The sequence below is a fragment of the Actinomadura litoris genome (assembly GCF_009733595.1).
Classification (GTDB): domain Bacteria; phylum Actinomycetota; class Actinomycetes; order Streptosporangiales; family Streptosporangiaceae; genus Spirillospora; species Spirillospora litoris.
Genome location: NZ_WOFH01000008.1, coordinates 367,935 through 393,591, shown reverse-complemented (window position 1 = coordinate 393,591; position 25,657 = coordinate 367,935). Strand labels below are relative to the sequence as shown.

Here is a 25,657-nt window from a genome sequence, read left to right as displayed (position 1 = left end):
TAGGAATATGGCGCACGCACTGACCGTCCGGCGTGTGGTTGACCACATGCGGCTGGACAGCACTCTCTGTCGCTGATCCGGATCTGCCCTCCCCTCCTCCTCTCTCGTTCTCCTCCTGTGAGAAGCACCGCCGTGTCCTCCGGACGTGGCGGCCGTCGTCTTGCTCGTTCGCGAAGGGCCAAGTGAGCCATGTCGAGTTCTGTTCCGCACGCCTCCCGGGCGAGAGCCCCGCGTCGCCGTCCACCGCTGGTCTGCGCCGTCGTCGCCCTGCTGCTGGGCCTGGCCACCGCCTGCGGAGGGTCGGCCAAGGCCGGCGGCGGCTCCGGGCCCGGCTCGGTGATCAGGCTGAGCGACCCGGGCAACGCGGGTGTGCTCGCCTACGCCAAGCGCGAGAAGATCCTGGAGAAGCGGCTGGAGGCCGCCGGCGCGCGGGTGCAGTGGGGCGGCTCGTACGCCTCGTTCACGGCGACGATCGACGCGGTGCGGTCCCGGTCGGTGAACGTGCTGGAAGGCGCGATCTCACCCGCCGTGGGCTACCTGGCCAACGGCCGCGACCTGCGCATCTTCGCCGCCGCCGACCGGGTCACCGACAAGGCCGCCCCCTACGAGGACGGCCTGGTCGTCAAGGCCGACAGCCCGGTCAGGTCGGTGCGCGACCTGGTCGGCAAGCGCGTCGCCGTCAACAAGGCCGGACGTGGTGAGTACCTGCTGCTGCTCGCGCTCAAGGAGGCCGGGATCCCGGCGTCGCAGGTCCAGCGCGTCCACCTGAACCCGGCGCAGGGCGCGTCGGCGTTCGCGACCGGCAAGGTGGACGCCTGGTGGGCGATCGTCGACGCCTACCCCGAGGTCGTCGCCAAGGGCGCGCGGGTCCTGCTGCACGGCCGCGACCTGCCCGACCGGGACCTCACCATCTTCGCCGCCCGCACCGAGGTGCTCCAGGCCAATCCGCGCGCCGTCCAGGTCTTCCTGGACGTGGTCCGCGAGCTGACCGAGCAGGAGAAGCGCGACCCGCGCAAGTTCCAGAACGTGTTCCTCGACAAGGGCCCGACCGCACTGTCCGGCGCGCGGCTGGACGACGCGATCGCCAAGGCCCGCTACCAGAGCGTGCCGCGTGCCGTCACCGACGCCGACGGCGGGCACGTCACCGCGGTCGCCGGGCTGTTCCAGCAGCAGGGCGTGCTGCCGAACGCGATCCGGCCCGAGGACGTCCTGTTCAAGCTGGGTCCCGCCCGATGACCGCCGAGATCGTGCCCGACGCCGGGACCGTGCGGCGGCGCCCGGCGGAGGGAACCGCCGACGGGCTGCGGACGCCGCCGTGGCTGGGGCGGCGGCGACGGCGTCCGGCGATCTCACTGGCCCTGCGCGCGTCGGTGCCGCTGGCGCTGCTGGTCGCCTGGTGGTGGGGGGCGAGCAGCGGCCGCATCTCGCCGGACGTCCTGGCCGGGCCGGGCGCGGTGCTGTCCGCCCTGCGGGAGCTGGCCTCCACCGGGCAGCTCGCCGACTACGTGCTCGCCTCGGCGCGCCGCGTGGCCCTCGGCGTCCTGGTCGGCTGCGGCGCGGGGCTGGTGCTCGGCGCGGTCGCCGGGCTGTCCGCGCTCGGCGAGGAGCTGGTCGACCTGACCCTGCAGATGAAGCGGGCGGTGCCGTTCCTGGCGCTGGTGCCGCTGTTCATCTCCTGGTTCGGCGTCGGCGAGACGTTCAAGATCGCGCTCATCGCGGTCGCCGCGTTCGCGCCCATGTACGCCTACGTCTACCTGGGCGTGCGCGGCGTCGACCGCAAGGTGGTGGAGGCCGCGCGCGGGTTCGGGCTCCGCGGCCCCCGGCTGGCGCTGTCGGTGGTGCTCCCGTCCGCGCTGCCCAGCGTGCTGATGGCCCTGCGGATCAGCCTGTCGGTGTCGCTGACCGGGCTGATCGCCGCCGAGCAGCTCGGCGCGACCGAGGGCATCGGCTACCTGGTGACGCTCGCCCAGCAGTACTACCGCAACGACTACATGGTGCTGTGCATCCTCATCTACGCGCTGCTCGGGCTGCTCATCGACCTGGCGATCAGGGGCCTGGAACGGCTCGCCACGCCGTGGCGCGGGCAGGTGACGGCCCGATGAGCCGCGACGGCCACGAGGTGGCGGTGCGGGTCCGGGGCCTGCGCAAGGCGTTCGGCGCCAAGACCGTCCTGGACGGGATCGACCTGGAGGTCAGGCGCGGCGAGTTCTTCGCGCTGCTCGGCCCGAGCGGCACCGGCAAGACGACGCTGCTGCGCGTGCTGGCGGGCCTGGAGCGGCCCGACGCGGGGACGGTGCTGACCGCGCCGCGCGTCACCACGGTCTACCAGGAGCCCCGGCTGGTGGTGGCCAGGCGGGTGCTGGCCAACGTCACGCTCGGGCTGCCGCGGTCGGAGCGCGACAAGGGCAGCCGCATGCTCGCCGAGGTCGGTCTGGGCGGACGCGAGCGCGCCTGGCCGGCCACCCTGTCGGGCGGGGAGGCGCAGCGGGTGGCGCTGGCCCGCGCGCTGGTGCGCGACCCGCAGGTGCTGCTGCTGGACGAGCCGTTCGCCGCCCTGGACGCCCTGACCCGCCTGCAGGCCCAGGACCTGGTGGCCGAGCTGTGCGCGCGGCACCGTCCCGCGGTCGTGCTCGTCACCCACGACGTGGACGAGGCGGTGCGCCTGGCCGACCGGGTCGCGGTGCTGGACGACGGCGCCTTCGTCGTGGACCGTGCCATCGACCTGCCCCGTCCCCGCGGCGCGGCGTCGACCGCGTCCGACCCGGCGGTGCTGGAGCACCGCCGGGAGCTGCTGACCCGGCTGGGCGTCCTCCCGGCGTCCGACCGGGTGACCCCGCCGTCCGGCCGAAGCGGCCTGACGTCCGACCGAGGAGTGATCGCGTGAGCAGTCCGCAGAGCGGTGGCGTCGACAAGATCTGGTTCACCCGCTGCCCGGTTCCGACCGCCAGCGGCCTCGCCCACCGGCGCGGCGGGCTGGCCGAGGCGTTCGCGCCGTTCGGGCTGGAGGTGGGCGTCCTGCAGGACGCCGAACCCGAGCTGGCCCGCCACCATTTCGACCACGACCTGCCGGGCCTGTTCCGCGAGGGCGGCAACGTGCCCGCGCTGGCCGCCCGCAGCGAGGGCGCGCCGACCAGGCTGATCGGGCTGACGTGGATCGAGGAGTGGCAGTCGGTCCTCGTCCGTCCCGGCTCGGGCATCGAAGGTCCGCAGGACCTGCGCGGCGCCCGCGTGGCGCTGCCCGGCTGGGCCCGGACCAGGGCGCAGAGCTTCCCGCGCGCGATGGCGCTGCACGGGATCAAGGGCGCGCTCACCCAGGGCGGCCTCAGCCTGGACGACGTCACGTTCGTCGAGGTCGCCGCCGACCTGTCGCCGTCGGTGGGACGGGACGCGCGCGGCGGACGCATCGCGTGGCCCGGCCTGGAGGAACTCGCCCGAGGAGAAGTGGACGCCGTCTACGTCAAGGGCGCCCGCGCCGCCGAGCAGGCCGCCGACCTCGGCCTCGCCGTCGGCGTCGACCTGGACGCCCATCCCGACCCGGCGACCCGCGTCAACAACGGCACGCCGCGGCCGATCACCGTGCACGAGCGGCTGCTGGACGAGCGGCCCGAGCTGGTGACCGCGTTCCTCGCCGCCACACTGCGCGCGGCCGACTGGGCCGCCGCCGACCTGGACGGCGTGCGGGGGATCCTCGCCGGGGAGACCCGGTCGGGCGCGTCGGGCGTGCGCACCGCCTACCGCGACGGGTTCCACCGGACGCTGCGTCCCGACCTCTCGCCGGAGCGCCTCGACCTGCTCGTGAAGCAGAAGGACTTCCTGCTGATCCACGGCTTCCTCGCCGCCGACGTGGACGTCGCGTCGTGGGTGGCGCACGAGCCGCTGCGCGAGGTCTCCGCGAAGGCGGCGGCATGAGCGCGCCCCCGAGGTTCCTGCTCACGCTGCCGACGACCGGGCCGGACACGGATCCGGCGCCGCTGCCGGAGTTCGTCACCGACACCCGACAGGGCCGGTACGGGGCCTTCGACGCGATCGGCGAGGTGGGACGCGCCGCCGAGGTCGTCGGCTTCGACGGGGTCGTCGCCCCCTTCGCGCCCGACGCGGAGGAACCGCTGGTGGTGGTCGCGGGGCTGCTGCGCCGCAACCGCTGGATACACGGCGTCGCGGGCCTCCACCCGGGCATCGGGACACCGGTGTACGCGGCCAAGCTGTCGGCGTCGCTGCAGCGGTTCACCGGGGACCGGTTCGGCTGGTGGCCGGTCGTCGACCTCCCCCCGGCGACGGCGCGGGCGCACGGCGACTTCCTGGAGGGCCCGGACCGCTACGCCCGCGCCGATGAGTTCCTCACCATCGCCAAGGGCGTGTGGGAGCACGAGGACTTCACCTACGAGGGCATGTTCTTCCAGGTCCTCGCCGGAGGCTTCCAGGGCCCGCTGGCCGGACGGCGCTTCCCGGCCGTCCATCTGTCCGGCGTCTCGGCCGACGCGCTGGAGCTGTCCGCGAAGCACGCCGACGTCCACGTCTTCGACGTGACCGACGACCTCGACGCGCTCATCGCCGACCTGGGCGGCCGCGCCGCCGAGCGCGGCCGGACCGTGGCCCCCGCCCTGCGGCTGACCGTGGCGGCGCGCGAGGACGAGGACGAGGCGCGCGCCGTCCAGAACGTGCCCGAGCATGCCCTCACCGGTTCGTTCGAGCAGGTCGCGGCGGAGCTGCGGGGCTACGCCGACCGGGGCGTGAGCACGTTCGTCCTGGAGCCGCCGCCGGACGTCGCAGAGATCTACCGGCTCGGGGAGCAGCTGCTGCCCCTCTTCGTTCGGGAGCACGCACATGTCGATTGACATCTACTGGCGCATCGGGACGCACGGCGACCAGCCGTCGCTGCGCCGCCGCCTGGTGACCCGCGGCGACTGGTCGCCGGTCGTGCCGGGCAGCATCACCCCCGGCCTGCGCGAGGGCCGTCCGGACGGCTACAGCCACCTGGACCACATGGCCGACGTCGCGCGCTCCACCGAGCTGTCGGGGTTCGTCGGCGGGCTGCTGCCCTCGTTCCCCTTCACCGACGACCCCTGGGCGGCGGCCGCGAGCCTGGCGCGCGAGACCACCACCTACCGGTTCATGATCGCCTTCCAGCCCGGCTTCCTGCACCCGGTGCAGGCGGCGCGGATGTCGGCGAGCCTGCAGCGCGCCACCGGCGGACGCGTCGTCTACAACATCATCTCCGGCGGCGGCGGCCCGGCCCAGCTGTGGTGGGGCGACAAGGTCGGCCACGACGGCCGGTACGCCCGGACCTCGGAGTTCCTCGACGTCCTGAAGGCCGTGTGGGACGGCGGCCCGGTCACCCACCGCGGCCGCTTCTACCGGGTCGAGGGCGCGGGGCTCCCCGAGCGCCTGGCCGGGCAGCCCTTCCCCGAGATCTACTTCTCCGGATCGTCCAAGGCGGCGATCGAGGCCGCCGGGCGGCACGCCGACTACTACCTGTCGTGGCTGGAGCCGTTCCCCGCGCTGGCCGCCAAGTTCGACCAGGTCCGCGAGCACAGCGCCGCGATCGGCCGGTCGCCCCGGTTCGCGGTGCGCATCGACGTGCTGGCCCGCGAGACCGAGGAGGAGGCGTGGGCGGAGATCCGCCGCGGCTGGCGGCACGTCGACCCCGAGCAGCTGCGGGGCCCCGAGTCCACCGGCGACTCGGTCGGCTGGCTGCGCAGCTCGCAGTTCATCGACTGGCCGGTGCGCGAGCCCCGCGAGCTGGAGGCGAGCCCCAACGTGTGGGGCGGGTTCCACCTGCTGCGCGGCGGCCCCGCGTTCGGGCTGGTCGGCAGCTACGCGCAGGTCGCCGCCCGGCTCGACGAGCTGATCGCGCTCGGCGTGGACGCGTTCATCCTCGCCGGGGTGCCGCACCTGGAGGAGGCGCGCCGCATCGGCGAGAACGTCCTCCCCCTGCTGCGCGGCGGCCGCCCCGGCACCTCCGTCCCCTCTCTCGAAACCCTTGAAGCGAAAGGATCCACCCGATGACCCGCGTCGGTTTCTTCCCCCACAACAACTCGCTCTGGGTGCTGCGCCACCGGGGGATCCTTGAGCGATCGCTGCCGGACGTGGAGTGGGTGGACCTGCGGTCGCTCCCCGCGGGGGCCCGTCCCGCGCCCACGGAGGGCCTGCCGTCCGTGCACGGCGACCACCTGTTCGACGGCGGCTACGACTTCATCGGCACCGGCTCCACGCCGCCGGTCACCGCGCAGGCCCGCGGCCACGACATCGTCTACGTGGCGATCTCCGGACCGCGGGTGGACAACGGGCGGCTGGTCTCCCTGCCCGGCTCCGGCATCGACTCCCCGGCCGACCTGGCCGGGAAGCGGGTCGCCCTCGGCCACGGCTCCTGGCAGACGACGCTGCTGCTGTTCGCGCTCGACCAGGCCGGGCTGACCTGGCGCGACATCGAACCGGTCGACGCCGGGAACGAGGGCGCGCAACTGCTCCTGGACGGCAAGGTCGACGCCTGGACCGGCAGCTACCCCGCGCTCGCCGCGCTGGAGAGCGAGACGGAACCGCGGACGCTGATCGAGACCGACGGCCTGTTCAGCCACCGCTCGCTGTGGTTCACGCGGCGCGACTTCGCCGTCGAGCACCGCGACGTCCTCGCCGAGATCGTGGGCGCGCTGCAGGAGTCGGACGCCTGGATCCGCGCCAACCCCCGCGAGGCGGCCGCGCTGTTCGCCGACGGCGACGACGACCTCGACGCGTGGGAGCACGCGCTGCGCGGCCGCCCGTTCGGGCTGCTCCCGGTCAGCGACGAGTTCGTCGCCGAGCAGCAGCGGGCCGCCGACCTGCTGCACGCCAACGGCCTGATCGACCGGAAGATCACCGTCGCCGACGCCGTCCTCCCGGACCTGGCCGAGCTGGTCGCCCGCGACTAGCGGACGCGGGACGCACGACCAGGAGCACCCTGCCCCCGGCGACCGCCATGCCCGCGATCGCGCTTGCGGTGAGGCCCTGCCCGAGCAGCGGGACGGCGAGCAGCGCGGTCGCCGGGGGACCAGGTAGAGCAGGCTCGTCGCGCGAACGAGCCCAGGACGAGGACGGCGACCAGGAAGGGCAGGCCACCAGGGCGAGCGACTGGCTGCTGCGCACGCCGATCGTTCCCGCGACGTAACCGCTGTCCCAGACGGGGACGAACGCGACCTGGGCCGCGCCCGTCGAAGGGCGTCCGGGTGGACGCCGATCCGGCCCTCCCGCCCGACCCGGGTGCCTCCTCAAGGACAGGCGCCGCCCTAGGAGGGAGCGTCGTCCGGGGTGGCCGGGACGCGCAGGAGGGCCAGGAGGCGGCGGCGCAGGGCGGCGAAACCGGGGGAGTCCACGGCCCGGGGGTGGTCCAGGTCGACGCCGATCGCCTCGATGACGCGGCCGCCGTCCAGGACCAGGAGGCGGTCGGACAGCAGGATCGCCTCGTCCACGTCATGCGTCACCAGCAGCGCCGCGAACCCGTGGACGGCGCGGAGGCGGGTGAAGAGGGCCTGCATCTTCAGCCGGTTGAGGGCGTCCAGGGCGCCGAACGGCTCGTCCAGCAGGAGCAGTTCGGGCCGGCGGATCAGGGCGCGGGCGATCGCGACCCGCTGGGACTGGCCGCCGGACAGCTCGGCGGGCCAGGCGTCGCCGCGGTCGGCCAGGCCGACCTCGGCGAGCGCGGCGGCGGTGCGGGACGCGGCGTCCCTGGTGCGGACGCCCAGGGCCACGTTCGCCGCGACCCGTTTCCACGGAAGGAGGCGGTGCTCCTGGAACACCACGGCGCGCGAGGCGGGCACCGACACGGTCCCGGACGCCTCGCCGTCGAGCCCGGCCAGGATCCGCAGCAGCGTGCTCTTGCCCGAGCCGCTGGCGCCGAGCAGCGCGACCACCTCGCCGCGGTCGACGGCCAGGTCGACGCCGTCCAGGACGACCGTGCCGCCGAACGAGCGGCGCACGCCGGCGGCCTCGACTAGGCGGCTCGCAGTCCGCGTCGCCATGCCAGCAGCCTCCTCTCTCCCGTTCGCAGGGCGAGGTCCGACAGCAGGCCGAGCAGCGCGTACACCAGCAGGCCCAGCACCACGACCTCGGTCTGGGAGAACTCGCGCGCCTCCATCATCATGAACCCGAGCCCGCTCTGCCCGTTGACCTGCTCGCCGACGACCAGGCTCAGCCACCCGGCCGAGAACGCCAGCCGCAGCCCGAGGAACAGCGAGGGCATCGCCCCGGGCAGCACCACGTGCCTGACGCGTTCCGACCAGGTCAGCCCGCAGGTGCGGGCGGCCTCGACCAGGCCCTCGTCGATGTCGCGGATGCCGGCGTAGGTGTTGAGGTAGATCGGGAAGAACGCGCCCAGTGCCACCAGCGTGACCTTCAGCGACTCCCCGATGCCCAGCCAGATGATGAGCAGCGGGACCAGGCCGAGGTGGGGCAGCATCCGGGCCGCCTGGACGGTCGGGTCGACCAGGTCGTCGCCGGCGCGCACCAGCCCCGCGACCGCGCCGAGCACCAGCGCGATCGTGCCGCCGATCAGCAGCCCGAGCACCGCCCGTTGCAGCGAGTCGAGCAGGGAGGCGCCGAGCGTGCCGTCCCGGGACAGCCGCCACGCCGCCTCCAGCACCGCGCTCGGCGGGGGCAGCTTGTCCGGGGCCAGGACGCCCGCGCGCGCCGTCCCCTCCCAGACCGCCAGCAGCACGATCGGCGTGGTCAGCCGCCGGACCCGGAGGCTCACCTGAAGATCCCCGAGTACCGCTCGTCCAGCCGGGCCCTCATGTCGACCTTGCCGGGGATCAGCTCCAGCGCGGTGAACCCGTCCGCGATCCTCTGCAACTCGGCGCCGACCGCGGCGTCCACGGGGGCGAGCGGCTGCGCGCTGCGGGCCAGCGCCCGCCGGGTGGGGTCCTCGGGGATCTTCAGCTCCGGTGCCAGGATCCTCGCGCGTTCCGCCGGGTTGGCGAGCCCCCAGTCGGTGACCTGCCGGTACTGCCGCAGGAACCCCGTGAGCTGATCGGGCTTGTCCTTCAGCGCCTTGGGCGAGACCAGGACGTACTCGCGGTTGTTGGCGAGGCCGCTCGCGTCCGCGAGGATCTTCACCCCGGGCCGCTCGGCCAACGCGAAGTACGGATCCCAGATGACCCAGGCGTCGATCCGATCGTTGTCGAACGCGGGCCGTCCTTCGGCCGGCTTGAGATACCTGACCTGGACGTCCTTGGCCGCCATCCCGTTGGCCTCCAGCAGCCGGAGCAGCAGCCAGTGCACGTTGGAGCCCTTGTTGAGCCCGATCGTCCTGCCCCTGAGGTCCTTGAACGACCGGAACCCCCTGCTCTCCTTCACCAGCACGGCCTCACCCCTGGGAACGGGCGCCGAGGTGCCGATGATCTTGAAGTCGACGCGTCCGGCCGCCGCGAAGATCGGCGGCGCCTCGCCGACCTGGCCGATGTCGACCGACCCGGCCTTGAGCGCCTCGGTGAGCGCCGGGCCGCTCTCGAACAGCGACCATCTCGTGCCCGGCGGCGCCGCGTTCCGCGCCTTGAGCAGGCTGAGCCCGCCGAACCGCTGGTAGCCGACGCGCAGCCCGCCGCCGGACGCGCCGGCCTCCCGTTCACCCCCGCACGCGGTGAGCGCCCCCGATCCGAGCAGCAGGAAGAGTCCAGCGAGTACGGCGATGATGCGGCGCATGGGTCCAAGCTCCTTGCCGGATCGGATCAGCAAGAATATAGGACAAAACCGATCGGTTGACTAGGTTATTGGCGACCGGCCGGCGAGGTGCGGAGCGAGGGCGCTACCGCTGTGGGTGAACGCGACGTAGGGGCCGGGGCGGCGCCGGCCGACGAAGGGGAAGCCGTCGACCGGCCTTGGGCGAACGCGGCGTCCCGCCTCGGAAACCTGGGTCTGTGAGGCCGAAGATTTATGTGCCGGACGCGGGTGAAAAGCTCGTCGGTCTATGTGCGGAGAACGGCCGGTGAAATGGCCGTATCGGTGCCGGAGCCCAATTCGCTGGCCTTTAGGGAAAGGCCGCCGTTTCAGGCTGGTCGAGTGTAGGTGCGAAGAGTGCGGACGAGGCCGCGGAGGGCGCCGGGTGTCGGCGTAGTGATCGCGACCAGGCAGGGGCGACCGAACCGGACGCACCGTCCGAGAGTGGGACTGACAGCGTGGACCGCCGCGGGCTGTGGCCGCGATTGCACCATGCCGTGCTGGACGGGCTCGGGGCGCGCGCGGGTGGACCGGGCCTCGGCGATCGTGGACGCCGCCGCCGTCCGGGGGCGCGCTGACCGGCCCCGATCCGGCCGATCGCGGCAGGAAGGGCGGCAGCCTTCACGTCCTGTCCGATGCCGCCGGGCTGCCTTCGGTGGTCCCGGGGCCGGCCGCCGACGCGCACGACGGCCGGGCGTTCGAGCCGCTGCCGATGGCGCGACCGGCGATCAGGTCACGGCGCGGACGGAGCCGTCGCCGGCCGGTCGAAGTCCGTGCCGACAGGGCCTGCGACTCCGCCCGGTGATGCCCGCCACCGTCACTCCCGGTACCGTCCGTCCGATTTGTGCCATGTGCGGCTCATCTCTAGCGCTTGGACCGGATCTGATCGATAAGCTGTCGCCGAGCGATTCTTGACAACCGATTGGACCGGAAGTGGACACGAGGATGACACTACGGATCCAGGTGCTCGGGCCGATGCGCGCGTGGCTCCACGACGAGCCGCTCCTGCTGGGCCCGCCCGCCCAACGCGCCGTGCTGGGCCTGCTCGTGCTGGCCGGCGGGCAGCCGGTCGGCCTGGCCGGCCTGATCGACGCCTTATGGGGCGATCAGCCACCGGCCAGCGCCGTCAACATCCTCCAGACGCACGTGAAGCGGCTCCGACGGCTGCTGGAACCCGGGCGGGCGCCGCACTCCCGCAGCGAGGTGCTGCCATACCTGGGCGACAGCTACCGCCTCGGCGTCCCCGCGGACCAGATCGACATCATGCGCTTCCGCCGCCTCGTCCGCCACCCCGCCGACGGCGGGGAGGTGGCGGCCCTGACCGAGGCGCTGGCGCTGTGGCAGGGCCAGCCCTTCGCCGACCTCCCCCTGCTGGCCGAGCACCCGCGGGTGCTGTCGATCGTGGTGGAGCATCGGGCGGCGCTGGGCCGGTACGGCGCCGCCATGCTGGCAGCCGGGGCGGTGGACCGGGCGATCAGCGCGTTCGAGGAAGCCGCGGCGGCCGAGCCGCTGGACGAGAGAGGGCAGGCTCGGCTCCTCCGCGCGTACGCCGCCGCCGGCCTCAGGGCCCAGGCGTTCACCACCTATCACGCGGTGCGGCGCCGGCTGGCCGACGAGCTCGGCGTCGCCCCGGGGCAGGAGCTGACCGCCGCGTACCAGGAGATCCTGGACGAGGATTCGCGGGCACACGTGCTGACCGGACCGCCCATCGCGGTCGACCGCACGGTGCCCGCCGAGTTGATGGCCGATGTTCCGCTTTTCACCGGGCGGGCGTACGAACTCGGCGAGCTCGACCGGCTGACCATCGCGCCGGAACCGGACACGAGCGCGATCGTCGTCGTGTCCGGCACCGCGGGCGTCGGCAAGACCGCTCTCGCCACCCGGTGGGCGCACCGCGCCCGCGACCGCTTCCCGGACGGCCGGCTCTACATCGACCTGCGCGGCTACGACCAGGAGCAGCCGGTGGCCCCCAGCGCCGCCCTGGCCAGGTTCCTGCGCTCGCTCGGCCTGCCGGGCGAGCAGGTGCCGGGCGACGTCGAGGAGCGCGCCGCCCGGTACCGCAGCCTGCTCGCCGGGCGTCGCATGCTGATCCTGCTCGACAACGCCGCCTCGGTCGACCAGATCCGGCCGCTGCTGCCCGGGTCGTCCGACAGCGTCGTGCTGGTGACCAGCCGCGACAGGCTGCACGGCCTGGTCGTGCGGCACGGCGCCCGCCGACTGGAGCTCGACGTCCTGCGCCGGGAGGACGCGCTGGCGCTGCTGCGGCGGCTGGTGGGCGAGTGGGTGACCGCGGAGACCGGCGCGGCCGAGGCGCTGGCGGCGCAGTGCGCCAGGCTGCCGCTCGCGGTGCGGATCGCGGCGGAGCTGGTGCACCTGAGGGCACCGGTGGCCCTGGCCGAGGTGGTGGGCGAGCTCGCCGATCACCGGAGGCGGCTGGACCTGCTGTGCACCGGGGATCCGCGGTCCGACATCGGCGTCGTGTTCTCCTGGTCGTACCGGGACCTGCCGCCCGACGCGGCCCGCATGTTCCGGCTGCTGGGGCTGCATCCCGGTACCGATGTGGACGGCTTCGGTGCGTCCGCCCTCCTCGGCGGCGAGGAGGCGACGGCACGTGAATGCCTGGAGCTGCTCGCCGACAGGCACCAGGTGCAGCGCAACGGGGATCGGTACGGCATGCACGACCTGCTCCGGGCGTACGCCAAGGATCTGGCCGTCCGGAACGGCGAGGTCGACCTGCCGTGCCGCGTCCTGAAGTTCTATCTGTACACCGCGTCCACGGCGATGGACGTGCTGTACCCCGCCGAACGGGACCGGCGGCCCCGGGTGCCGCGTCCCGCGGGGGCGTTGCCCGCGCTGGACGACAGCACGGCGCTGGCCTGGCTGGACGCCGAGCGCGCCAACCTGGTGGCCACCGCGGTGCACGCGGCGGAGCACGGGCAGGCCTGGTACCCGGTGCAGCTCGCGCTGGTGCTTCTGCGCTACCTGGAAAGCGGCGGCCACTACGCCGATGCCGTCACCCTGCACGAGCACGCGTTGCGGGCCGCCGAGAGCGTGCCCGATCACCGCAGCGCGGTACATCTGCGGATCAACCTCGGGGTCGTCGCCATCCAGCAGGGCCGGTACGCCGAGGCCAGTGCCGAGCTGCAGCGGGCGCTGGAACTCGCGAACGAAGTCGGGGACGACTCCGCCGGGGTGCGCGCGCTCGGCAAGCTCGGGCACGTCTACCAGTGGCAGGGCCGGCACCCCGAGGCCGCGCGGATGCTCGCCGGGGCGATCGCCCTGGCCCGCCACACCGACGCCAGGGGCACCGAGGCGCGCGGCCTCGGCAACCTCGGCCGTGTGCGGTTGCGCCAGGGCCGGTACGCCGACGCGGCGGAGGACCTCCGCGCGTCGGTCGCCATCTGCCGGGACATCGGCGACGCCGTGGGCGAGGCCTAGGCGCCGGTGTGCCTCGGCCATGTCGAGTCCGCCCTCGGCCGGTACGACGAGGCGGGCGAGCACCACACCTGGACCAGACCGCAGACGAAATCCTTGGAGGCCCTGCCCCGCACTCCTACGAGTTCCTGACGCAGAACACTAGTGGTGCTCTTCGGGCCTATCGATGTCGGTTTTGTGGGTCAGGGTCGCGCCGGTCCAGAAATCCTCAAGGACGGCCGTGAGCGATATCTGCGTTATCACACACCTGAAGCCGGAAAGCTTCAACCCCGTCACCTCAAGCGGCACACTGGCGGTGCCTTCGACGGTGCCGCCCTCGCTGATCGGATGGTCCTTCGCATCCAGGGCCGTCGCCGACCGGTGAATGCGAAGTACCGAGGCACCTCGCCTGCAGACGGCGTCCACGTCGGCGGTCACCTTGACGGATATCGTGGTTACGTCCGTCTCCAGCGCCACATCCACTTCACGGAACGTAACGGTGGCGACGGTACCGTCCCAACTGACATCGGTAGCCTCCGGCACGAAATGCGCGCCCTCTGCGAATGCGGCGCTGGAGCCGCCGATCAGGATCATTGCGGCGGCCGCTGCGGTTGAAATGGTGGCCGTGGCGAATCCCGTCAGAACGCGCCGTGCCGCACCCGGTGATATCCGAGGGACACCAGGCCGCCGACTGGTGATCGATATCGAAGTGTTCGTGGTGGATGGCATGTCAGCCCTCTCGGCCAATGTAGGTGTGCAAGGAAGGCGGTCCGCGTTCAGCGCGCCACGGGCCGGCCCGAACGAGGTTCGGCGGCGACCGGTTCCGGTGCCTTCCCGGAACCAATCGCCGCCGCCGTCAACGCATCATCGGGTAGGTCAGCCCAGAACCCACCGGGAGGTCTCGGTCAGAGCTGCTCGAAGTCGATCGGGATTTCCTTGCCGTCCTGGTCCTTCGCGCCGCCCGACTCCTTGTTGATGACCGTGAAGTCCTTGGTCGTTCCGTCGAGCTGCAGCCTCAGCGTCTCGAAGCCGATGCGCAGGGTGGATACCCCCTTCAGCGCGGCGGCCGAGACCGTGAAGTTGACGTCGAGCTCGGCGTCGATCAGCTTCTCGTCGCGGAAGGTCTCCTTCAGGACGCTCTGACTGCTGTCCTTCTTGAAGCTGAGGGCCCACACCTTCCAGCCGGACGACTTCGGAAGCTTGTAGACCGTCCACAGGCTCTCGTAGTTGTAGGTCCGAATCCTGCCGTGGATACGTCCCTTGAGATCGAAGCCTTGCGACTCGATCGTGATTTTCTGGAAGGAGCTGAAACCATGGAACGCCGTAACGCTGCCCTCGGCCGGCGCCAACCTCGCGCCCCCGGGGCTCGAAAGGATGACGTCGAACCCGCTGTGGGTGACGTCGATCACCGGCGTTCTCGACGAACTGGCGGCGCTGGCCGGGCTGACGGTGGTCAGAGTTCCGCCCGCGGTGGCGGCCACGACACTGGCGGTAATCGCCACTGTGATCCGGGCACAAGCTTTCCACAAACGATTCTGCATGTCCCTTCCTTCATTTCCGGTGGTGATGTGATCCGTCGCGGTACAAGCTATTCAGCCGCACTGGACAGGCACTGGATGGGCACTGGACGCCATCTGAACGGCGCGGCCGGAACCGGGGGTCGCTGCCCGTGTCGGTGTACTTCTGCAGCTTAAAGGGCGCGCCATTAAAGGTCTCGCCCCTGCACGAAGGCGGCGGCCGCCTCTTTGGCGCGCTTTCCATCTGCGAAAACTGACCGAAGATCACTTAGAATGGAGGACGGGCCCGGTTGCGAACGGCCTACGGAGAAGAGTACGAGAAACTTCCGATCGAGGCGCCGCTACGCGTGCCGCCGCCCCGGCGGCACCGTGCTCGACCTCTTCACCGCAGCACGCCGGGCCGACCTGGCCCGCGCCGATCGCGACCACGTCCAGGTGCATGGCGCCATCGGCGCCGGCGCCGTCCTCACCGGCGACGCCCGCCACGCTCGCACCCCGATGTGCGCTGCTCCGCTGGTGCTGCCCCCTGCGCATCAGCGCTCACGAGGACGTCCTTGCCACGGAAACCACAGAAGTCACTGGTTCACCAGAGCTGAACCAAGGCCACCACGCGCCGCCAGGGGCCTGCCTTGGCACAGGGGATCACTGATGGGGCCGATGACGGGGTTCTCCGACGGCTTCACCGTCCGGATCCTCGGACGACCTCGCGCGTCCCGCGCCGCTGACCGGCCTTGAGCCCGCCCCGGCAGTCGAGCGCCGGCGACGGAAGAGCCCAGGCCGCCATCTACCGGCTGACCTGGGCTTTTGTGGTGGGCGATACTGGGATTGAACCAGTGGCCTCTACCGTGTCAAGGTAGCGCTCTCCCACTGAGCTAATCGCCCTTGCGTGCACTGCGAGGTGGAGACGGGATTTGAACCCGTGTACACGGCTTTGCAGGCCGTTGCCTCGCCTCTCGGCCACTCCACCAGAGCGAGGCCATCGGCCTCCCAGAGCGGACGACGGGATTCGAACCCGCGACCCTCACCTTGGCAAGGTGATGCTCTACCAACTGAGCCACGTCCGCGTGCCGGCTCCGGGGTTCCTCCCGGCGCGCATGCCCAACTCTAGCGGACCCCGGGGGCTGGTGCGTACTCGGCGTCGGTGGCCTCGGCGTGCAGGGAGTTCCAGAACGCCAGCTCGCTGTCCTCTTCGAGGTGGGCGATGCGGCCCCAGAACTCGCGGTCCTCGGCCTCGTGCGCGGCGGCGAGGGAGAGGGCGGGCATGACCGTGGTGCCCGCGTCGGCGGCGTCGAGGTCGGCCGGGGTGACGTCGACCGGGAGGGCGACGGGCGTCGCGGGGCGGTGGTGCTTGCCGCGCTTGCGGACGCGGATGGGCGCCGCCGTGGGGGCCTTCGCGGCGGCGGCGCGTCCGGCGGCCAGGGCGACGGTGCCGCAGAGGATGAAGGCGAGGATGCCGCCGAGCACGACCTCCTGGGCGGGGAGGGAGGCGTCGGGGGCGCTGTGCTCGCGCTCCTGGGTGTTGGTGGACGCGGCGGGCGCCCCCACCTTGTCGACGGTCGGCGCCGGGGCGGCGTGCCGGGGGGTGTACTTCGCGGGGGGTGCGGCCTCGACCTTGATCTTGCCGGGGTAGCCGAAGCCGACGACGGAGTCCATGTCGCGGGTCTTGCGCATGAGCTTGTAGCCGTCGGCGTTGGCCTCGATCGTGTGCAGGGTCTTGCCGTCGACGCGCTCGACGATGCCGACGTGGTCGATCTGGTCGGGGTCGTCGGAGCCGTTCCAGTCGAAGAAGACGAGGGCGCCGGGCTCTGGGGAGGTGCCCCAGGCGTCGTGCTTGCGGAACCACTCGGCGTGCTCGATCGTGGAGGCGAACTGCCCGGCCTGCTCGGTGACGCCCGCCTTGTCGGCGGCCCAGGCGAGGAACATGTCGCACCAGGGCGCCGTCTTGAAGTAGGAGTCGTGGTCGCCGTCGATGTTGGCGGCGTACCAGTCGCCGAACTTCGTGTAGCCGTCGCCCTTCTCGGTGTAGCCGAGCTGGCTCTTGGCCACGTCGAGCAGCTTCTTGCCGATCGGGTCCATCACGCTCCCTGCCGCCTGACACCTGCTGCCTGACTGCGTTCGGGCAGGGACCGCCCGACCGGGGTGACCGAACGTGTTTGGTCACGTTCCGATCTCGACGGAATGTAGTGCAGGTAAAGAGGTGGCGGCAAGTCGTTCCAAGGGAACGGGCAAAACGGACTACTCAGAAGTAGCCCCGCGGGAGGACGGTCACCGGGCACGGGGCCGCGCGCAGGACCTTCAGCGCCACCTCGCCGATGAAGACGCGGTGGACGGACGCGTCCTCGCTGGACGCGCACACGAGGATCTCGCCCTCGGCCCAGTCGAGGTCGCCCATCGCCTCGGCGACGTCGTCGCCCTCGGCGAGGTCGGCGGAGACGTCCTCGGGCGGGAGTTCGGCGGAGTCGGTGGCGAGGCGGATGGCCAGCGCGAGGTCGTCGCGGAGCCGCTCGGGGTGGACGTCGCCGAGCGCGAGCGTGACCAGGCGGAGCGGGACGTCCAGCCGCTCGGCGGCCTGCGCGGCGCGGATGACGGCGTCGTCGCACTGGGGCCGCCGGACGTACATGACCGTGATGCGGTCCAGGTCCTCCGGCGGCGTGTAGCCGGACGGGGTGAGCATCACGGCCTCGGTCGCCGAGTGCAGCAGGTGGTCGGCGGCGGCGCCGACGCCGATCCGGCCCCGGGCGCCGCCCTCGGGGGAGCCGACGACGATGAGGTCGGCGCCGGTGCGGCTGGCCAGCAGCGTGAGCCCGCGCCCGACGCCGCGCCCCTCCTGGACGAGGAGGTCGACGGGCATGTCGTCCAGAAAGGAGGCGGCCTGCTCCAGCAGGGCGCGGGCCTCGCCCGCCGCGGCGGGGACGTCGGGCGGGTGGACGATCGCGACGCTCAGCCGTCCGCCGGTCAGCCCGACGATGGCGCGGGCCAGCCCGAGGGCCTCCCGGCCGCCCGCGTCGTGGGCGTATCCGGCCAGGACGTGTTCACCGATCATGTACGGAGCATTCCCTCCGCGCGCCGGGTCAGACGTGCGCCGCCCCGGCACGGCCTCGCCGTGCTCTGGGGTAACTTTCCTAGATTGCAGGGGATTGTCACTATTTGGGGGGATTCAATGGAGCGCGAGGCGCCCGATCTCGACGCCGGCCGCTGGACGATCGATCCGGTCCACTCGGAGATCACCTTCACGATCCGGCACCTGATGACGACGGTGCGCGGCTCGTTCCCCGAGTTCGGCGGGGAGGTGGTCATCGGCGCCGACCCGCTGGACTCCAGCGCGCGCGCCGAGATCAAGATGGCCTCGATCGACACCCGCAGCGCCGAGCGCGACGAGCACGTCCGCTCCGCCGACTTCCTCGACGTGGAGAACCACCCGGTCATGACCTTCGTCGGGACCGGGGTGGAGCAGGCCAACGTGGGCCGCCGTGCCCGCGCCCCCCGCTACCACCTGGACGGCGAGCTGACGATCAAGAAGGTCACCCGCCCGGTCCGGCTGCTGGCGGAGTTCCACGGCGTCGAGGCCGACCCGTGGGGCGGCGTCCGGGCCGGGTTCACCGCGACCGCCTCGATCAGCCGCCGCGACTTCGGCATCGAGTTCAACGTCCCGCTCCAGGGCGACAAGGTCATGCTCGGCGACACCATCGGCATCGCGCTGGAGATCCAGGCCGTCCACGCGCCCGCCGGCTGACCCCTGGTCAGGACGCCCCGCGCGACAGCGCCAGCAGGTCGCGGGCCGGTCCGGCGGGACGCCGGCCGGCGGGCCAGACCGCGCGCAGCGGACGGGACAGGTCCAGCTCCGGGACGGGCACGCGGATCAGCCGCCCGCCCGCCAGCTCGTCGGCGACGGCGAGGTCGCTCACCACCACCGGCCCCGCGCCCGAGACGGCCGCCGCCTTCAGCGCCGTCGTGGAGGCGAGCTGGAGCAGCGGCGGAGCCGTCCCGCCGTGGACGGCCAGCGCCAGGTCGAGGATCTCGCGGGTGCCCGAGCCCTCCTCGCGCAGGACGAGCGGCGTCCGCGCCAGCTCGGCCGCGCTCACGCCGGAGCGCCGCCGCGCCCAGGGGTGCGCCGGGGACACCACGACGACGAGGCTGTCGGCGGCGACGGCGGCGCCGTTCAGCCCGGCCGGCGTCCGGCGGCCCTCCACGAACCCGAGATCGGCCTCACCGCCGCGGACCTGCTCGGCCACCTGCGTGGAGTTCGCCGTGCGCAGCGTCACCGCGAGGTCCGGGTGGACGGACTTCAGCGCCACCAGCCACCCCGGCATCAGGTACTCGGCGACGGTCAGGCTCGCGACCACGCGCAGCCGGGCATCGCGCCGCTCGCGCAGCGCGGACAGCCCCGCGTCCAGCGCCTCGGCGGCGTCGACGACCTGGCGCGCCCACCCGGCGACCAGCACGCCCGCCTCGGTGGGCCGCGACCCGCGCGGGGACCGGTCCAGCAGGGCCACGCCGACCTGCCGCTCCATCGAGCGCACGCGGGCGCTGGCGGCGGGCTGCGTGACGCCCAGCTCCGCCGCCGCGCGGCCGAGGCTGCCCAGCCGGACGACCGCGAGCAGCAGTTCCAGGGCGCCCAGATCGGGGACGCGGCGCGAGAGTGCCATGCCCGCGAGCATAAGGCCGCCTTATGGGTCCATAGGGCGGTGACCTCTACCGACGCGCTCGCGGCGGGGCCACGGTGGACGCATGGGTATCGCCACCGCGCCCACGGCCCGCGTGCCGCTGGGGGAGCTCGACCGTCCCGCCGACCTCTTCCGGCACCTCGGTCCCAACTGGTACGCGGCGGTGATGGGCACCGCGATCGTGGCGAACGGCGCGAACGCCCTGCCGGTGGGCCTCCCCGGCCTGCACGCGTTCGCCGTCGCGGTGTGGGCCGTGTCGCTGCTGATGCTGCTGGTGCTGATGGCGGCGCGGGGCGTCCACCTCGTCCGGCATCGGGACGTGGCGCGGTCGCAGCTCCTGGGGAACCCGGCCACGGCCGTCTTCTACGGCTGCCCGCCGATGGCGATGCTCGCGGTCGGCTACGGGACGCTGGCGCTCGGCCCCGGCGTGCTCGGCCTCCCGGCGGCGGTCGCGGTGGACGCCGTCCTCTGGACGCTCGGCACGGTCTACGCGGTCGCCGTCGCGGCGGGCATCCCCTACCTCATGATCACGCGGCTGGAGCCGGGCGGCGCGGACCCGACCTGGCTGCTCCCGGTCGTCGCGCCGATGGTGGCGGCGGCGCTCGGGCCCGCGCTCGTCCCGCACCTGCCGCCCGGCCAGGGCGCCGCGACGCTGCTCTACGGCTGCTACGGGATGTTCGGCGCGAGCCTGCTGGGCACGCTCGTCCTGCTTCCCGGCATCTGGAGCGCGCTCGCCTCCGGCCGCACGGCGCCGGTCATGACGCCGACGCTGTTCCTCGTCCTCGGGCCGCTGGGGCAGTCCACGACGGCGGTCGTCCAGATCGCCGGGGCGGCGGGACGCGCCATCCCGGAGTACGCGGAGGCGACGCGGGCGTTCGCCGTCCTCTACGGAGCGCCCGTGCTGGGGTTCGCGCTGCTCTGGCTGGCGCTGGCCGGGGCCGCGAACGCGCGGGCCCTGCGCGGCGGCATGCCGTTCGCGATGACGTGGTGGGCGTTCACGTTCCCGGTCGGCACCTGCGTGACCGGCGCGTCCGGGCTGGCGCGGACCACCGGCCTGGACGCGCTGGCCGGCGTCGGCGTGCTGCTCTACCTGCTGCTCGTCACCGCCTGGGTCGTCGCCGGGTACCGGACGCTCCGGGGGGCGGTGAGCGGCCGGTTGTTCCTGCCCGCGCTTCCCGTCCCCGCGTCGCCGCCGCGGACGGCGCGGGCCGGAGTAGGCCACCGGTTCTGACGCGCCGTGTAATGGAGCGGTTGCGATCAGTTCATGTACGGGTACGATCAGGCTGTCGTCCCACGCGTACCGGCCACGGGCCGGCGAGAACCGAACAGAGGCGGCGGTGTTACCGATCAAGAGGTTGGAACTGCGTTCGGGACGGCCACCCGCGGAGCTGACCAGCTTCGTCGGCCGCCGCGAGGAGCTGTCGGAGATCGCACGGCTCCTCGACCGGTGCCGGCTCGTCACGCTGATGGGGCCGGGCGGGGTCGGCAAGACGCGGCTGTCGCTGCGCGCCGCGGCCTCGCTCGCGGGGTCCTTCCGCGACGGCGTGGCCTTCGTCGACCTGTCGGCGCTGCACGAGCCCGGCCTGCTCACCCAGACCGTCGGCGAGACGCTCGGGCTGCCCGACCACAGCCCGGCCGCCGCGCTGGACGCCCTCGTCCACCACCTGGAGGACCGCGAGCTCCTGCTCGTCCTCGACACCTGCGAGCACCTCGTGAACGCGTGCGCGATGCTCTCGGAGGTGCTGCTGCAGAACGCCGCCGGCCTGCGGATCATCGCGACCAGCCGCCAGCCGCTCGACATCCCCGGCGAGCACACGCTGGTGGTCGCGCCGCTCGCCCGTCCCGAGCCCGGCCGCTACGACCCCGACCTGCCCGGCGACGCGGTCACGCTGTTCGCCGAGCGGGCCGCCGCCGTCGTCCCCGGCTGGACGCTCACCCCCGGCAACCGGTCGGCCGTGGCGCTGCTGTGCCACCGGCTGGACGGCATCCCGCTGGCCATCGAGCTGGCCGCGGTCCAGCTCCGGGCGCTGTCGGTGGAGCAGATCGTCGACCGGCTCGACCGCCGCCTGCTCCAGGTGCGCGGCCGCCGCTCCGGGCTGCCCCGGCACCAGACGCTGCGCGCCGCGATCGACTGGAGCCACGAGCTGTGCTCGGCCGACGAGCGGCTGCTGTGGGCGCGGCTGTCGGTGTTCGCCGCCGACGTCGACCTCGACACCGCCGAGCAGGTCTGCGCGGACGAGGCGCTGCCCGCCGACCGGGTCTTCGAGGTGGTCGCCGGGCTGGTCGACAAGTCGGTCGTGCTGCGCGTCGACCGGGACGGCGCCGTCCGCTACCGCATGCTCGACATCATGCGCGAGTACGGCGCGCACCGGCTGGAGGAGGCGGGGGACGCCGAGGCGATGCGCGCCCGCGCGTTCGACCGGTTCGCCGGAGCGATCCGCGAGGCGGCGGGCGGGCTGGGCGGCGCCGCGCAGGCGGGCTGGCTGGCCTGGTTCCGGCGCGAGCAGGCCAACGTCCGCGACATGATCGACTACGGGCTGCGGCGGGCGCCGGGCGACGTGCTCTGCGGGGTCACGCTCGGGCTCGGCCGGCTGTTCGCGCTGCAGGGCATGACCGGCGAGGCGCGGCACTGGTCGCTGCGGGTCATCGAGAGCCGCGAGCAGGTCCCGGGCCCGGAGTGGACGGAGGTGCTCGCGCTCGGCGGGGTGCTCGCCGCGCTCCAGGCCGACCTGCCGCCCGCCCGCGACCTGCTGCGCCGCGCCGAGGCGCGCGCGCTCGCGGGCGACGACCCGCGCGGGCTCGGCTACGTCCGGCTCGCCGAGGGCGTGGCGGCGCTGTGCGGCGGCGAGCTGGAGGAGGCCACCGCCCGGCTGGAGGAGGCACGCGACCTGCACCGCCGGGTCGGCAACACCGACGTGCTCGTCCCGATCACCGGCGTGTTCCTCGCCGTGACGCGGACGATGGCGGGCGACGGCGCCGCCGGCGTCGCGCACGCCGACGAGGTGGTCCGCGCGATGGAGGCGGCGGGGGAGCAGTGGTGCCGCTCCTACGGACTGTGCGTGCGCGGCCTCGCCGCGCTCGTCGGCGGCGACGCCGGCGCCGCGCTGCCCGACCTGCGCGCCGGGCTCCGCATGAAACGCGACATGGACGACCGGCTCGGCGTCGCGCTCGCGCTGGACATGGTCGGCGGCTGCCTGGTCTCCCTCGGGGACGCGGTGGCGGGCGTCCGGCTGCTCGCCGCCGCCGACTGGGCCCGCGACTACACCGGCACCTCGATGTTCGGCCCGCAGCACGCCGTCCTGCGCGAGCTGTACCAGCGGCAGGCGCGCGAGGCGCTCGGCGACGCCGCCTTCGAGGCCGCCCGGCGGGACGGCGCGGGCCTCGCCATGCCCGCGGCGATGGCCGAGGCGCTGGGCGAGCTCCCGCCCGCGCCGGACGCCGCGTCCGCCACGGCGGCGGCGCTGACCCGGCGCGAGCGGGAGATCGCCGCGCTGGTCGCCGAGGGCCTCACCAACCGGCAGATCGCCGAGCGCCTCGTCATCGCCAAGCGCACCGTCGACTCCCACCTGGAGCACATCCTGTCCAAGCTGGGCTTCGCGTCCCGCGCCCAGATCAGCACCTGGTTCGTCCAGGAGCCGACCTAGACGCGGGCCGCGCGGCTCAGCAGAGGCTGCTCAGAAGGGGCTGCTCAGAAGGGGCTGCTCAGAAGGGGCTGCTCAGAAGGGGCTGCTCAGAAAGGGCGGGGCGGGGAGGCCGCCAGGCGGCGGGCGGCGAGTTCGGCGTACAGGGCCGCGCCGTCGGCCAGCACCCCGTCGTCGTAGCGGGCCTCGGGGGAGTGGTTGAAGGCGGCCCTGGCCGGGTCGAGGCCGGGCGGGCAGGCGCCGAGCGCGATGAACGCCGACGGCACCTCGTTGCAGATGAACGAGAAGTCCTCGGAGGCGGGCATCGGACGCGGCGCGGCGACGTACCGGTCCTCCCCGTAGGCGTCGCGGACGGTGTCGGCGACGAACGCGGCCTCGCCGCCGTCGTTGACCGTGACGGGGTAGTCGGCGAAGTAGGTGACGTCGGCCTCCAGGCCGTGCGCCCGCGCCAGGCCCTCCAGCAGCGCGACCGTGCGCTCCTTCAGCCGCTCGTGCGCGGCGGCCGAGAACGAGCGGACCGTGCCGGAGAAGGACGCCTCGTCCGGGATGACGTTGTCCACCGTCCCGGAGTGGAACGATCCGATCGTGATGACCACGGGGTCGAACGCGTCGAACGCGCGGGTCACCATCGTCTGGAGCGCGGTGACCATCTCGGCCGCGACGGGCAGCGGGTCCTTGGCACGGTGCGGCGTGGAGCCGTGGCCGCCCGCGCCGCGGACCGTCACCCGCAGCCGGTCGGCGGCGGCCATGATCGGCCCGCCCCGGCTGGAGAAGGCGCCGTTCGGCAGCCCGGAGGAGAACACGTGCAGCGCGTACGCGGCGACCGGCCGCTCCCCGGACGCCTCCAGCACCCCCTCCTCGATCATGATGCGGGCGCCGCCGAGGCCCTCCTCACCGGGCTGGAACATGAACACGACGTCGCCCGCGAGGTCGTCGCGGTGCGCCGACAGCAGCTTCGCCGCGCCCGCCAGCATCGAGGTGTGCAGGTCGTGGCCGCAGGCGTGCATCCGCCCGTCGACCCGCGAGATCGTGTCGGCGTCGCCGCGCTCGGCGACCGGCAGCGCGTCCATGTCGCCGCGCAGCAGCACGGTCGGCCCCGGCCGGGCGCCGCGCAGCACCGCCGTCACCGAGGACAGCCGCTTCCCGGTGGTGATCTCCAGCGGCAGGCCGTCCAGCGCCGCGAGCACCTTCTCCTGCGTGCGCGGCAGGTCGAGACCGAGTTCGGGCTCCCGGTGCAGGTCGAGGCGCAGCCGGGCGAGGTCGTCGTGGAGCGCGGCGGCGTCGTCGCGCAGTGAACCGGGGGCGTTCGGGGATCGGCTCAAAATGTCTCCTCCTGAGCTGTGCGGGGGGCGGCGCTACTCGCCGATCGTCCCATCCGCCAGTTCGCGCACGACGTCCAGGTGGCCGAGATGGCGCGCGTACTCCTGCAGGACGTGGAACAGGATCCAGATCAGCGATGGCTCCTGACCCGGCTCGTCGAACCGCCCGCCCTCCGCCGCGAAGTCCTCCAGCCGGGCCGCGCCGACGATCCGGCGGGACCGCTCGCACGTGTCGAGGAAGGCGGCCCTCAGCTCGTCGAGGGTCTCCTCCTCGCCCACGTGCCAGCGGTCGTCCGGCCCGAACTCGCCGTAGGGCACGGCGATCTCCTCCGCCGCGAAGCCCCAGCGCAGCCACCGGACCTCGACGTAGGTCAGGTGCTTGAGCAGCTCCAGCGGCGTCCACCCGGACGGCAGCGCGCTCGCGCGCAGCGCCGCCTCGGGCATCCCGTCCAGCTTGCGCAGCAGCGCGTCCCGGTAGAAGTCGAGGTAGCCGGCGAGCAGCTCGCGCGGGTCGGTCAGCTTGTTGGACGGTTCGGGCGGCGGTTGCACGGGCGTCACCATGGGCCGACCCTAGCCCGAGGCGCCCCGGCGCGTCAGAACGCGGTGCAGGCCAGCCAGTGGTCGAGCAGGGCCCGCTCCCCGGTGACCACCGCGTCGGCGTCCTCCAGGGGGAGCCGCCGGGTGAACACCAGCAGCAGGTCCCGGACGGGCGCGCCCAGCGAGACGTCCGCGGTCTCGCCGTCCGCGTGGTCCCAGCGCGGGCCCTCCGGCGTCCGGGTGATCAGCCACCCCGGGTTGTCCATGTCCTCGGGGTCCAGGTGGATGCTCTGGTCCTGCCCGCGCAGGGCGGCCAGCCCCGGCCTGAGGTCCTCCGCGACGGGCGAGGCCATGAACTCCAGTGCCTCGCGGATCGCGTCGGAGGCGAGGTCGGGCGCGATCGTGAACGCCGCGCCGGTGGCGAGCGCCGCGTCCGCGTGGTGGACGGCCGTCTCGTGCGCCATCCGCCGCAGCCAGAACGCCACCGGCAGCGGGCCGACGAAGGCGCGCACGACCGTCTCGGGGCCCACGTCCTCGGCGGCCTTGGCCAGATCCTCGGCGCCCTCGTTCAGCCAGCCGCGCCAGACGTCGGGCGGGCCGGGGTCGGCGTCGGCCGGGTCGGGCACGGCGTCGGCCGCGCCCGTCCGCACCAGGGCCGTCGTCCAGCGGTGCGCCTGGCCGACGTGCCCGACGAGGTCGCGCAGGCGCCACTCGGGGCAGGTCGGCACGGGCGCCGCCGGGTCGGCCCCCGTGACGGCCTCGGCCAGCGCGGCGGTGTGCGCGCGCAGCCCCTCGGCGAGCCGTGCGGGTTCCGGTGTCCTCATGTCGGTGTCCTCTCATCCGGGTGCCCCGTCCTCCGGGCGCGCCCGTAACGTAGGAGT

Annotated in this window: 23 protein-coding genes and 3 tRNA genes; 12 read left to right on the top strand and 14 right to left on the bottom strand. The window is 73.4% G+C overall.

All coding sequences use genetic code 11. The features are described from left to right. Positions 1 to 189 precede the first annotated feature (189 nt). From GNZ18_RS23940 to GNZ18_RS40885, 8 genes are read left to right on the top strand one after another with little or no spacing between them, the layout of a single operon-like run. The gene (locus tag GNZ18_RS23940; RefSeq protein ID WP_156218755.1) at positions 190 to 1,236 is read left to right on the top strand and encodes an NrtA/SsuA/CpmA family ABC transporter substrate-binding protein; all 1,047 of its coding nucleotides are present in this window, start codon (positions 190 to 192) and stop codon (positions 1,234 to 1,236) included. Continuing rightward, on the top strand, positions 1,233 to 2,102 hold the full coding sequence (locus GNZ18_RS23935) for an ABC transporter permease (RefSeq protein ID WP_156218754.1): 870 nt from the start codon (positions 1,233 to 1,235) through the stop codon (positions 2,100 to 2,102). Before GNZ18_RS23940 ends, GNZ18_RS23935 begins: the two co-directional genes overlap by 4 nt. Continuing rightward, a complete protein-coding gene (locus GNZ18_RS23930; protein ID WP_156218753.1) occupies positions 2,099 to 2,884 on the top strand; it encodes an ABC transporter ATP-binding protein in 786 nt (261 codons plus the stop codon). Before GNZ18_RS23935 ends, GNZ18_RS23930 begins: the two co-directional genes overlap by 4 nt. Further along, positions 2,881 to 3,909, top strand: a complete 1,029-nt coding sequence (locus GNZ18_RS23925) for an ABC transporter substrate-binding protein (protein WP_214619963.1) — start codon at positions 2,881 to 2,883, stop codon at positions 3,907 to 3,909. Before GNZ18_RS23930 ends, GNZ18_RS23925 begins: the two co-directional genes overlap by 4 nt. Continuing rightward, complete coding sequence (locus GNZ18_RS23920) at positions 3,906 to 4,835, top strand: LLM class flavin-dependent oxidoreductase (protein WP_156218752.1); 930 nt, start codon at positions 3,906 to 3,908, stop codon at positions 4,833 to 4,835. Before GNZ18_RS23925 ends, GNZ18_RS23920 begins: the two co-directional genes overlap by 4 nt. Further along, the gene (locus tag GNZ18_RS23915; RefSeq protein ID WP_156218751.1) at positions 4,825 to 6,006 is read left to right on the top strand and encodes an LLM class flavin-dependent oxidoreductase; all 1,182 of its coding nucleotides are present in this window, start codon (positions 4,825 to 4,827) and stop codon (positions 6,004 to 6,006) included. The genes GNZ18_RS23920 and GNZ18_RS23915 overlap by 11 nt, the downstream gene beginning before the upstream one ends. Continuing rightward, a complete protein-coding gene (locus GNZ18_RS23910; protein ID WP_156218750.1) occupies positions 6,003 to 6,905 on the top strand; it encodes an ABC transporter substrate-binding protein in 903 nt (300 codons plus the stop codon). Before GNZ18_RS23915 ends, GNZ18_RS23910 begins: the two co-directional genes overlap by 4 nt. Before the next feature lie 47 nt (positions 6,906 to 6,952). Further along, positions 6,953 to 7,141 (top strand): hypothetical protein, encoded by a 189-nt coding sequence (locus GNZ18_RS40885; protein ID WP_173390873.1) that lies wholly within the window; start codon positions 6,953 to 6,955, stop codon positions 7,139 to 7,141. Positions 7,142 to 7,259: 118 nt separating this feature from the next. Here GNZ18_RS40885 and GNZ18_RS23905 read toward each other — a convergent pair whose 3' ends face one another. From GNZ18_RS23905 to GNZ18_RS23895, 3 genes are read right to left on the bottom strand one after another with little or no spacing between them, the layout of a single operon-like run. Further along, on the bottom strand, positions 7,260 to 7,991 hold the full coding sequence (locus GNZ18_RS23905) for an ABC transporter ATP-binding protein (RefSeq protein WP_156218749.1): 732 nt from the start codon (positions 7,989 to 7,991) through the stop codon (positions 7,260 to 7,262). Next, positions 7,964 to 8,722 (bottom strand): ABC transporter permease, encoded by a 759-nt coding sequence (locus GNZ18_RS23900; RefSeq protein WP_214619957.1) that lies wholly within the window; start codon positions 8,720 to 8,722, stop codon positions 7,964 to 7,966. Before GNZ18_RS23900 ends, GNZ18_RS23905 begins: the two co-directional genes overlap by 28 nt. Beyond that, on the bottom strand, positions 8,719 to 9,669 hold the full coding sequence (locus GNZ18_RS23895) for an aliphatic sulfonate ABC transporter substrate-binding protein (protein ID WP_156218748.1): 951 nt from the start codon (positions 9,667 to 9,669) through the stop codon (positions 8,719 to 8,721). The genes GNZ18_RS23900 and GNZ18_RS23895 overlap by 4 nt, the downstream gene beginning before the upstream one ends. Positions 9,670 to 10,629: 960 nt before the next feature. Between GNZ18_RS23895 and GNZ18_RS23890 the strand changes: the two genes are divergently transcribed. Beyond that, positions 10,630 to 13,122 (top strand): AfsR/SARP family transcriptional regulator, encoded by a 2,493-nt coding sequence (locus GNZ18_RS23890; RefSeq protein ID WP_156218747.1) that lies wholly within the window; start codon positions 10,630 to 10,632, stop codon positions 13,120 to 13,122. A 138-nt stretch (positions 13,123 to 13,260) separates the two neighbouring features. Here the strand turns inward: GNZ18_RS23890 and GNZ18_RS23885 are convergent, their stop codons facing one another. The 7 genes from GNZ18_RS23885 to GNZ18_RS23855 all read right to left on the bottom strand — a co-directional run bounded on the left by GNZ18_RS23885 (position 13,261) and on the right by GNZ18_RS23855 (position 17,658). Then, positions 13,261 to 13,692 (bottom strand): hypothetical protein, encoded by a 432-nt coding sequence (locus GNZ18_RS23885; RefSeq protein ID WP_156218746.1) that lies wholly within the window; start codon positions 13,690 to 13,692, stop codon positions 13,261 to 13,263. 311 nt (positions 13,693 to 14,003) lie between these two features. Continuing rightward, positions 14,004 to 14,639 (bottom strand): hypothetical protein, encoded by a 636-nt coding sequence (locus GNZ18_RS23880; RefSeq protein ID WP_156218745.1) that lies wholly within the window; start codon positions 14,637 to 14,639, stop codon positions 14,004 to 14,006. A 783-nt stretch (positions 14,640 to 15,422) separates the two neighbouring features. After that, positions 15,423 to 15,497, bottom strand: a tRNA-Val gene (locus GNZ18_RS23875). Between the two features lie 14 nt (positions 15,498 to 15,511). Beyond that, positions 15,512 to 15,582 (bottom strand) — tRNA-Cys (locus tag GNZ18_RS23870). A 24-nt stretch (positions 15,583 to 15,606) separates the two neighbouring features. Beyond that, a tRNA-Gly gene (locus GNZ18_RS23865) sits at positions 15,607 to 15,679 on the bottom strand. Positions 15,680 to 15,719: 40 nt separating this feature from the next. Beyond that, complete coding sequence (locus GNZ18_RS23860) at positions 15,720 to 16,691, bottom strand: CHAP domain-containing protein (RefSeq protein WP_156218744.1); 972 nt, start codon at positions 16,689 to 16,691, stop codon at positions 15,720 to 15,722. A gap of 163 nt (positions 16,692 to 16,854) precedes the next feature. Beyond that, the gene (locus tag GNZ18_RS23855; protein WP_156218743.1) at positions 16,855 to 17,658 is read right to left on the bottom strand and encodes a universal stress protein; all 804 of its coding nucleotides are present in this window, start codon (positions 17,656 to 17,658) and stop codon (positions 16,855 to 16,857) included. A gap of 117 nt (positions 17,659 to 17,775) precedes the next feature. Between GNZ18_RS23855 and GNZ18_RS23850 the strand changes: the two genes are divergently transcribed. After that, a complete protein-coding gene (locus GNZ18_RS23850; protein WP_156218742.1) occupies positions 17,776 to 18,348 on the top strand; it encodes a YceI family protein in 573 nt (190 codons plus the stop codon). A gap of 7 nt (positions 18,349 to 18,355) precedes the next feature. Here GNZ18_RS23850 and GNZ18_RS23845 read toward each other — a convergent pair whose 3' ends face one another. Continuing rightward, positions 18,356 to 19,261 carry a LysR family transcriptional regulator gene (locus GNZ18_RS23845; protein ID WP_156218741.1) on the bottom strand — a complete coding sequence of 302 codons (906 nt, stop codon included), beginning with the start codon at positions 19,259 to 19,261 and terminating at the stop codon, positions 18,356 to 18,358. 82 nt (positions 19,262 to 19,343) lie between these two features. Here GNZ18_RS23845 and GNZ18_RS23840 point away from each other — a divergent pair, with 82 nt between their 5' ends. Both GNZ18_RS23840 and GNZ18_RS23835 read left to right on the top strand, forming a co-directional pair. Beyond that, positions 19,344 to 20,510, top strand: a complete 1,167-nt coding sequence (locus tag GNZ18_RS23840; protein ID WP_156218740.1) for a TDT family transporter — start codon at positions 19,344 to 19,346, stop codon at positions 20,508 to 20,510. Between the two features lie 124 nt (positions 20,511 to 20,634). Continuing rightward, positions 20,635 to 22,923 carry an ATP-binding protein gene (locus GNZ18_RS23835; protein WP_156218739.1) on the top strand — a complete coding sequence of 763 codons (2,289 nt, stop codon included), beginning with the start codon at positions 20,635 to 20,637 and terminating at the stop codon, positions 22,921 to 22,923. An 86-nt stretch (positions 22,924 to 23,009) separates the two neighbouring features. On the opposite strand, the gene GNZ18_RS23830 is transcribed toward GNZ18_RS23835, so the two are convergent. The 3 genes from GNZ18_RS23830 to GNZ18_RS23820 are packed head-to-tail and all read right to left on the bottom strand — an operon-like array spanning position 23,010 to position 25,600. Beyond that, on the bottom strand, positions 23,010 to 24,242 hold the full coding sequence (locus GNZ18_RS23830) for a M20 metallopeptidase family protein (protein ID WP_156218738.1): 1,233 nt from the start codon (positions 24,240 to 24,242) through the stop codon (positions 23,010 to 23,012). Positions 24,243 to 24,275: 33 nt separating this feature from the next. Continuing rightward, the gene (locus GNZ18_RS23825) at positions 24,276 to 24,800 is read right to left on the bottom strand and encodes a DinB family protein (RefSeq protein ID WP_156218737.1); all 525 of its coding nucleotides are present in this window, start codon (positions 24,798 to 24,800) and stop codon (positions 24,276 to 24,278) included. A gap of 32 nt (positions 24,801 to 24,832) precedes the next feature. Further along, positions 24,833 to 25,600: a maleylpyruvate isomerase family mycothiol-dependent enzyme gene (locus GNZ18_RS23820; protein ID WP_156218736.1), complete on the bottom strand. Its 768-nt coding sequence runs from the start codon at positions 25,598 to 25,600 to the stop codon at positions 24,833 to 24,835. Positions 25,601 to 25,657 lie beyond the last annotated feature (57 nt).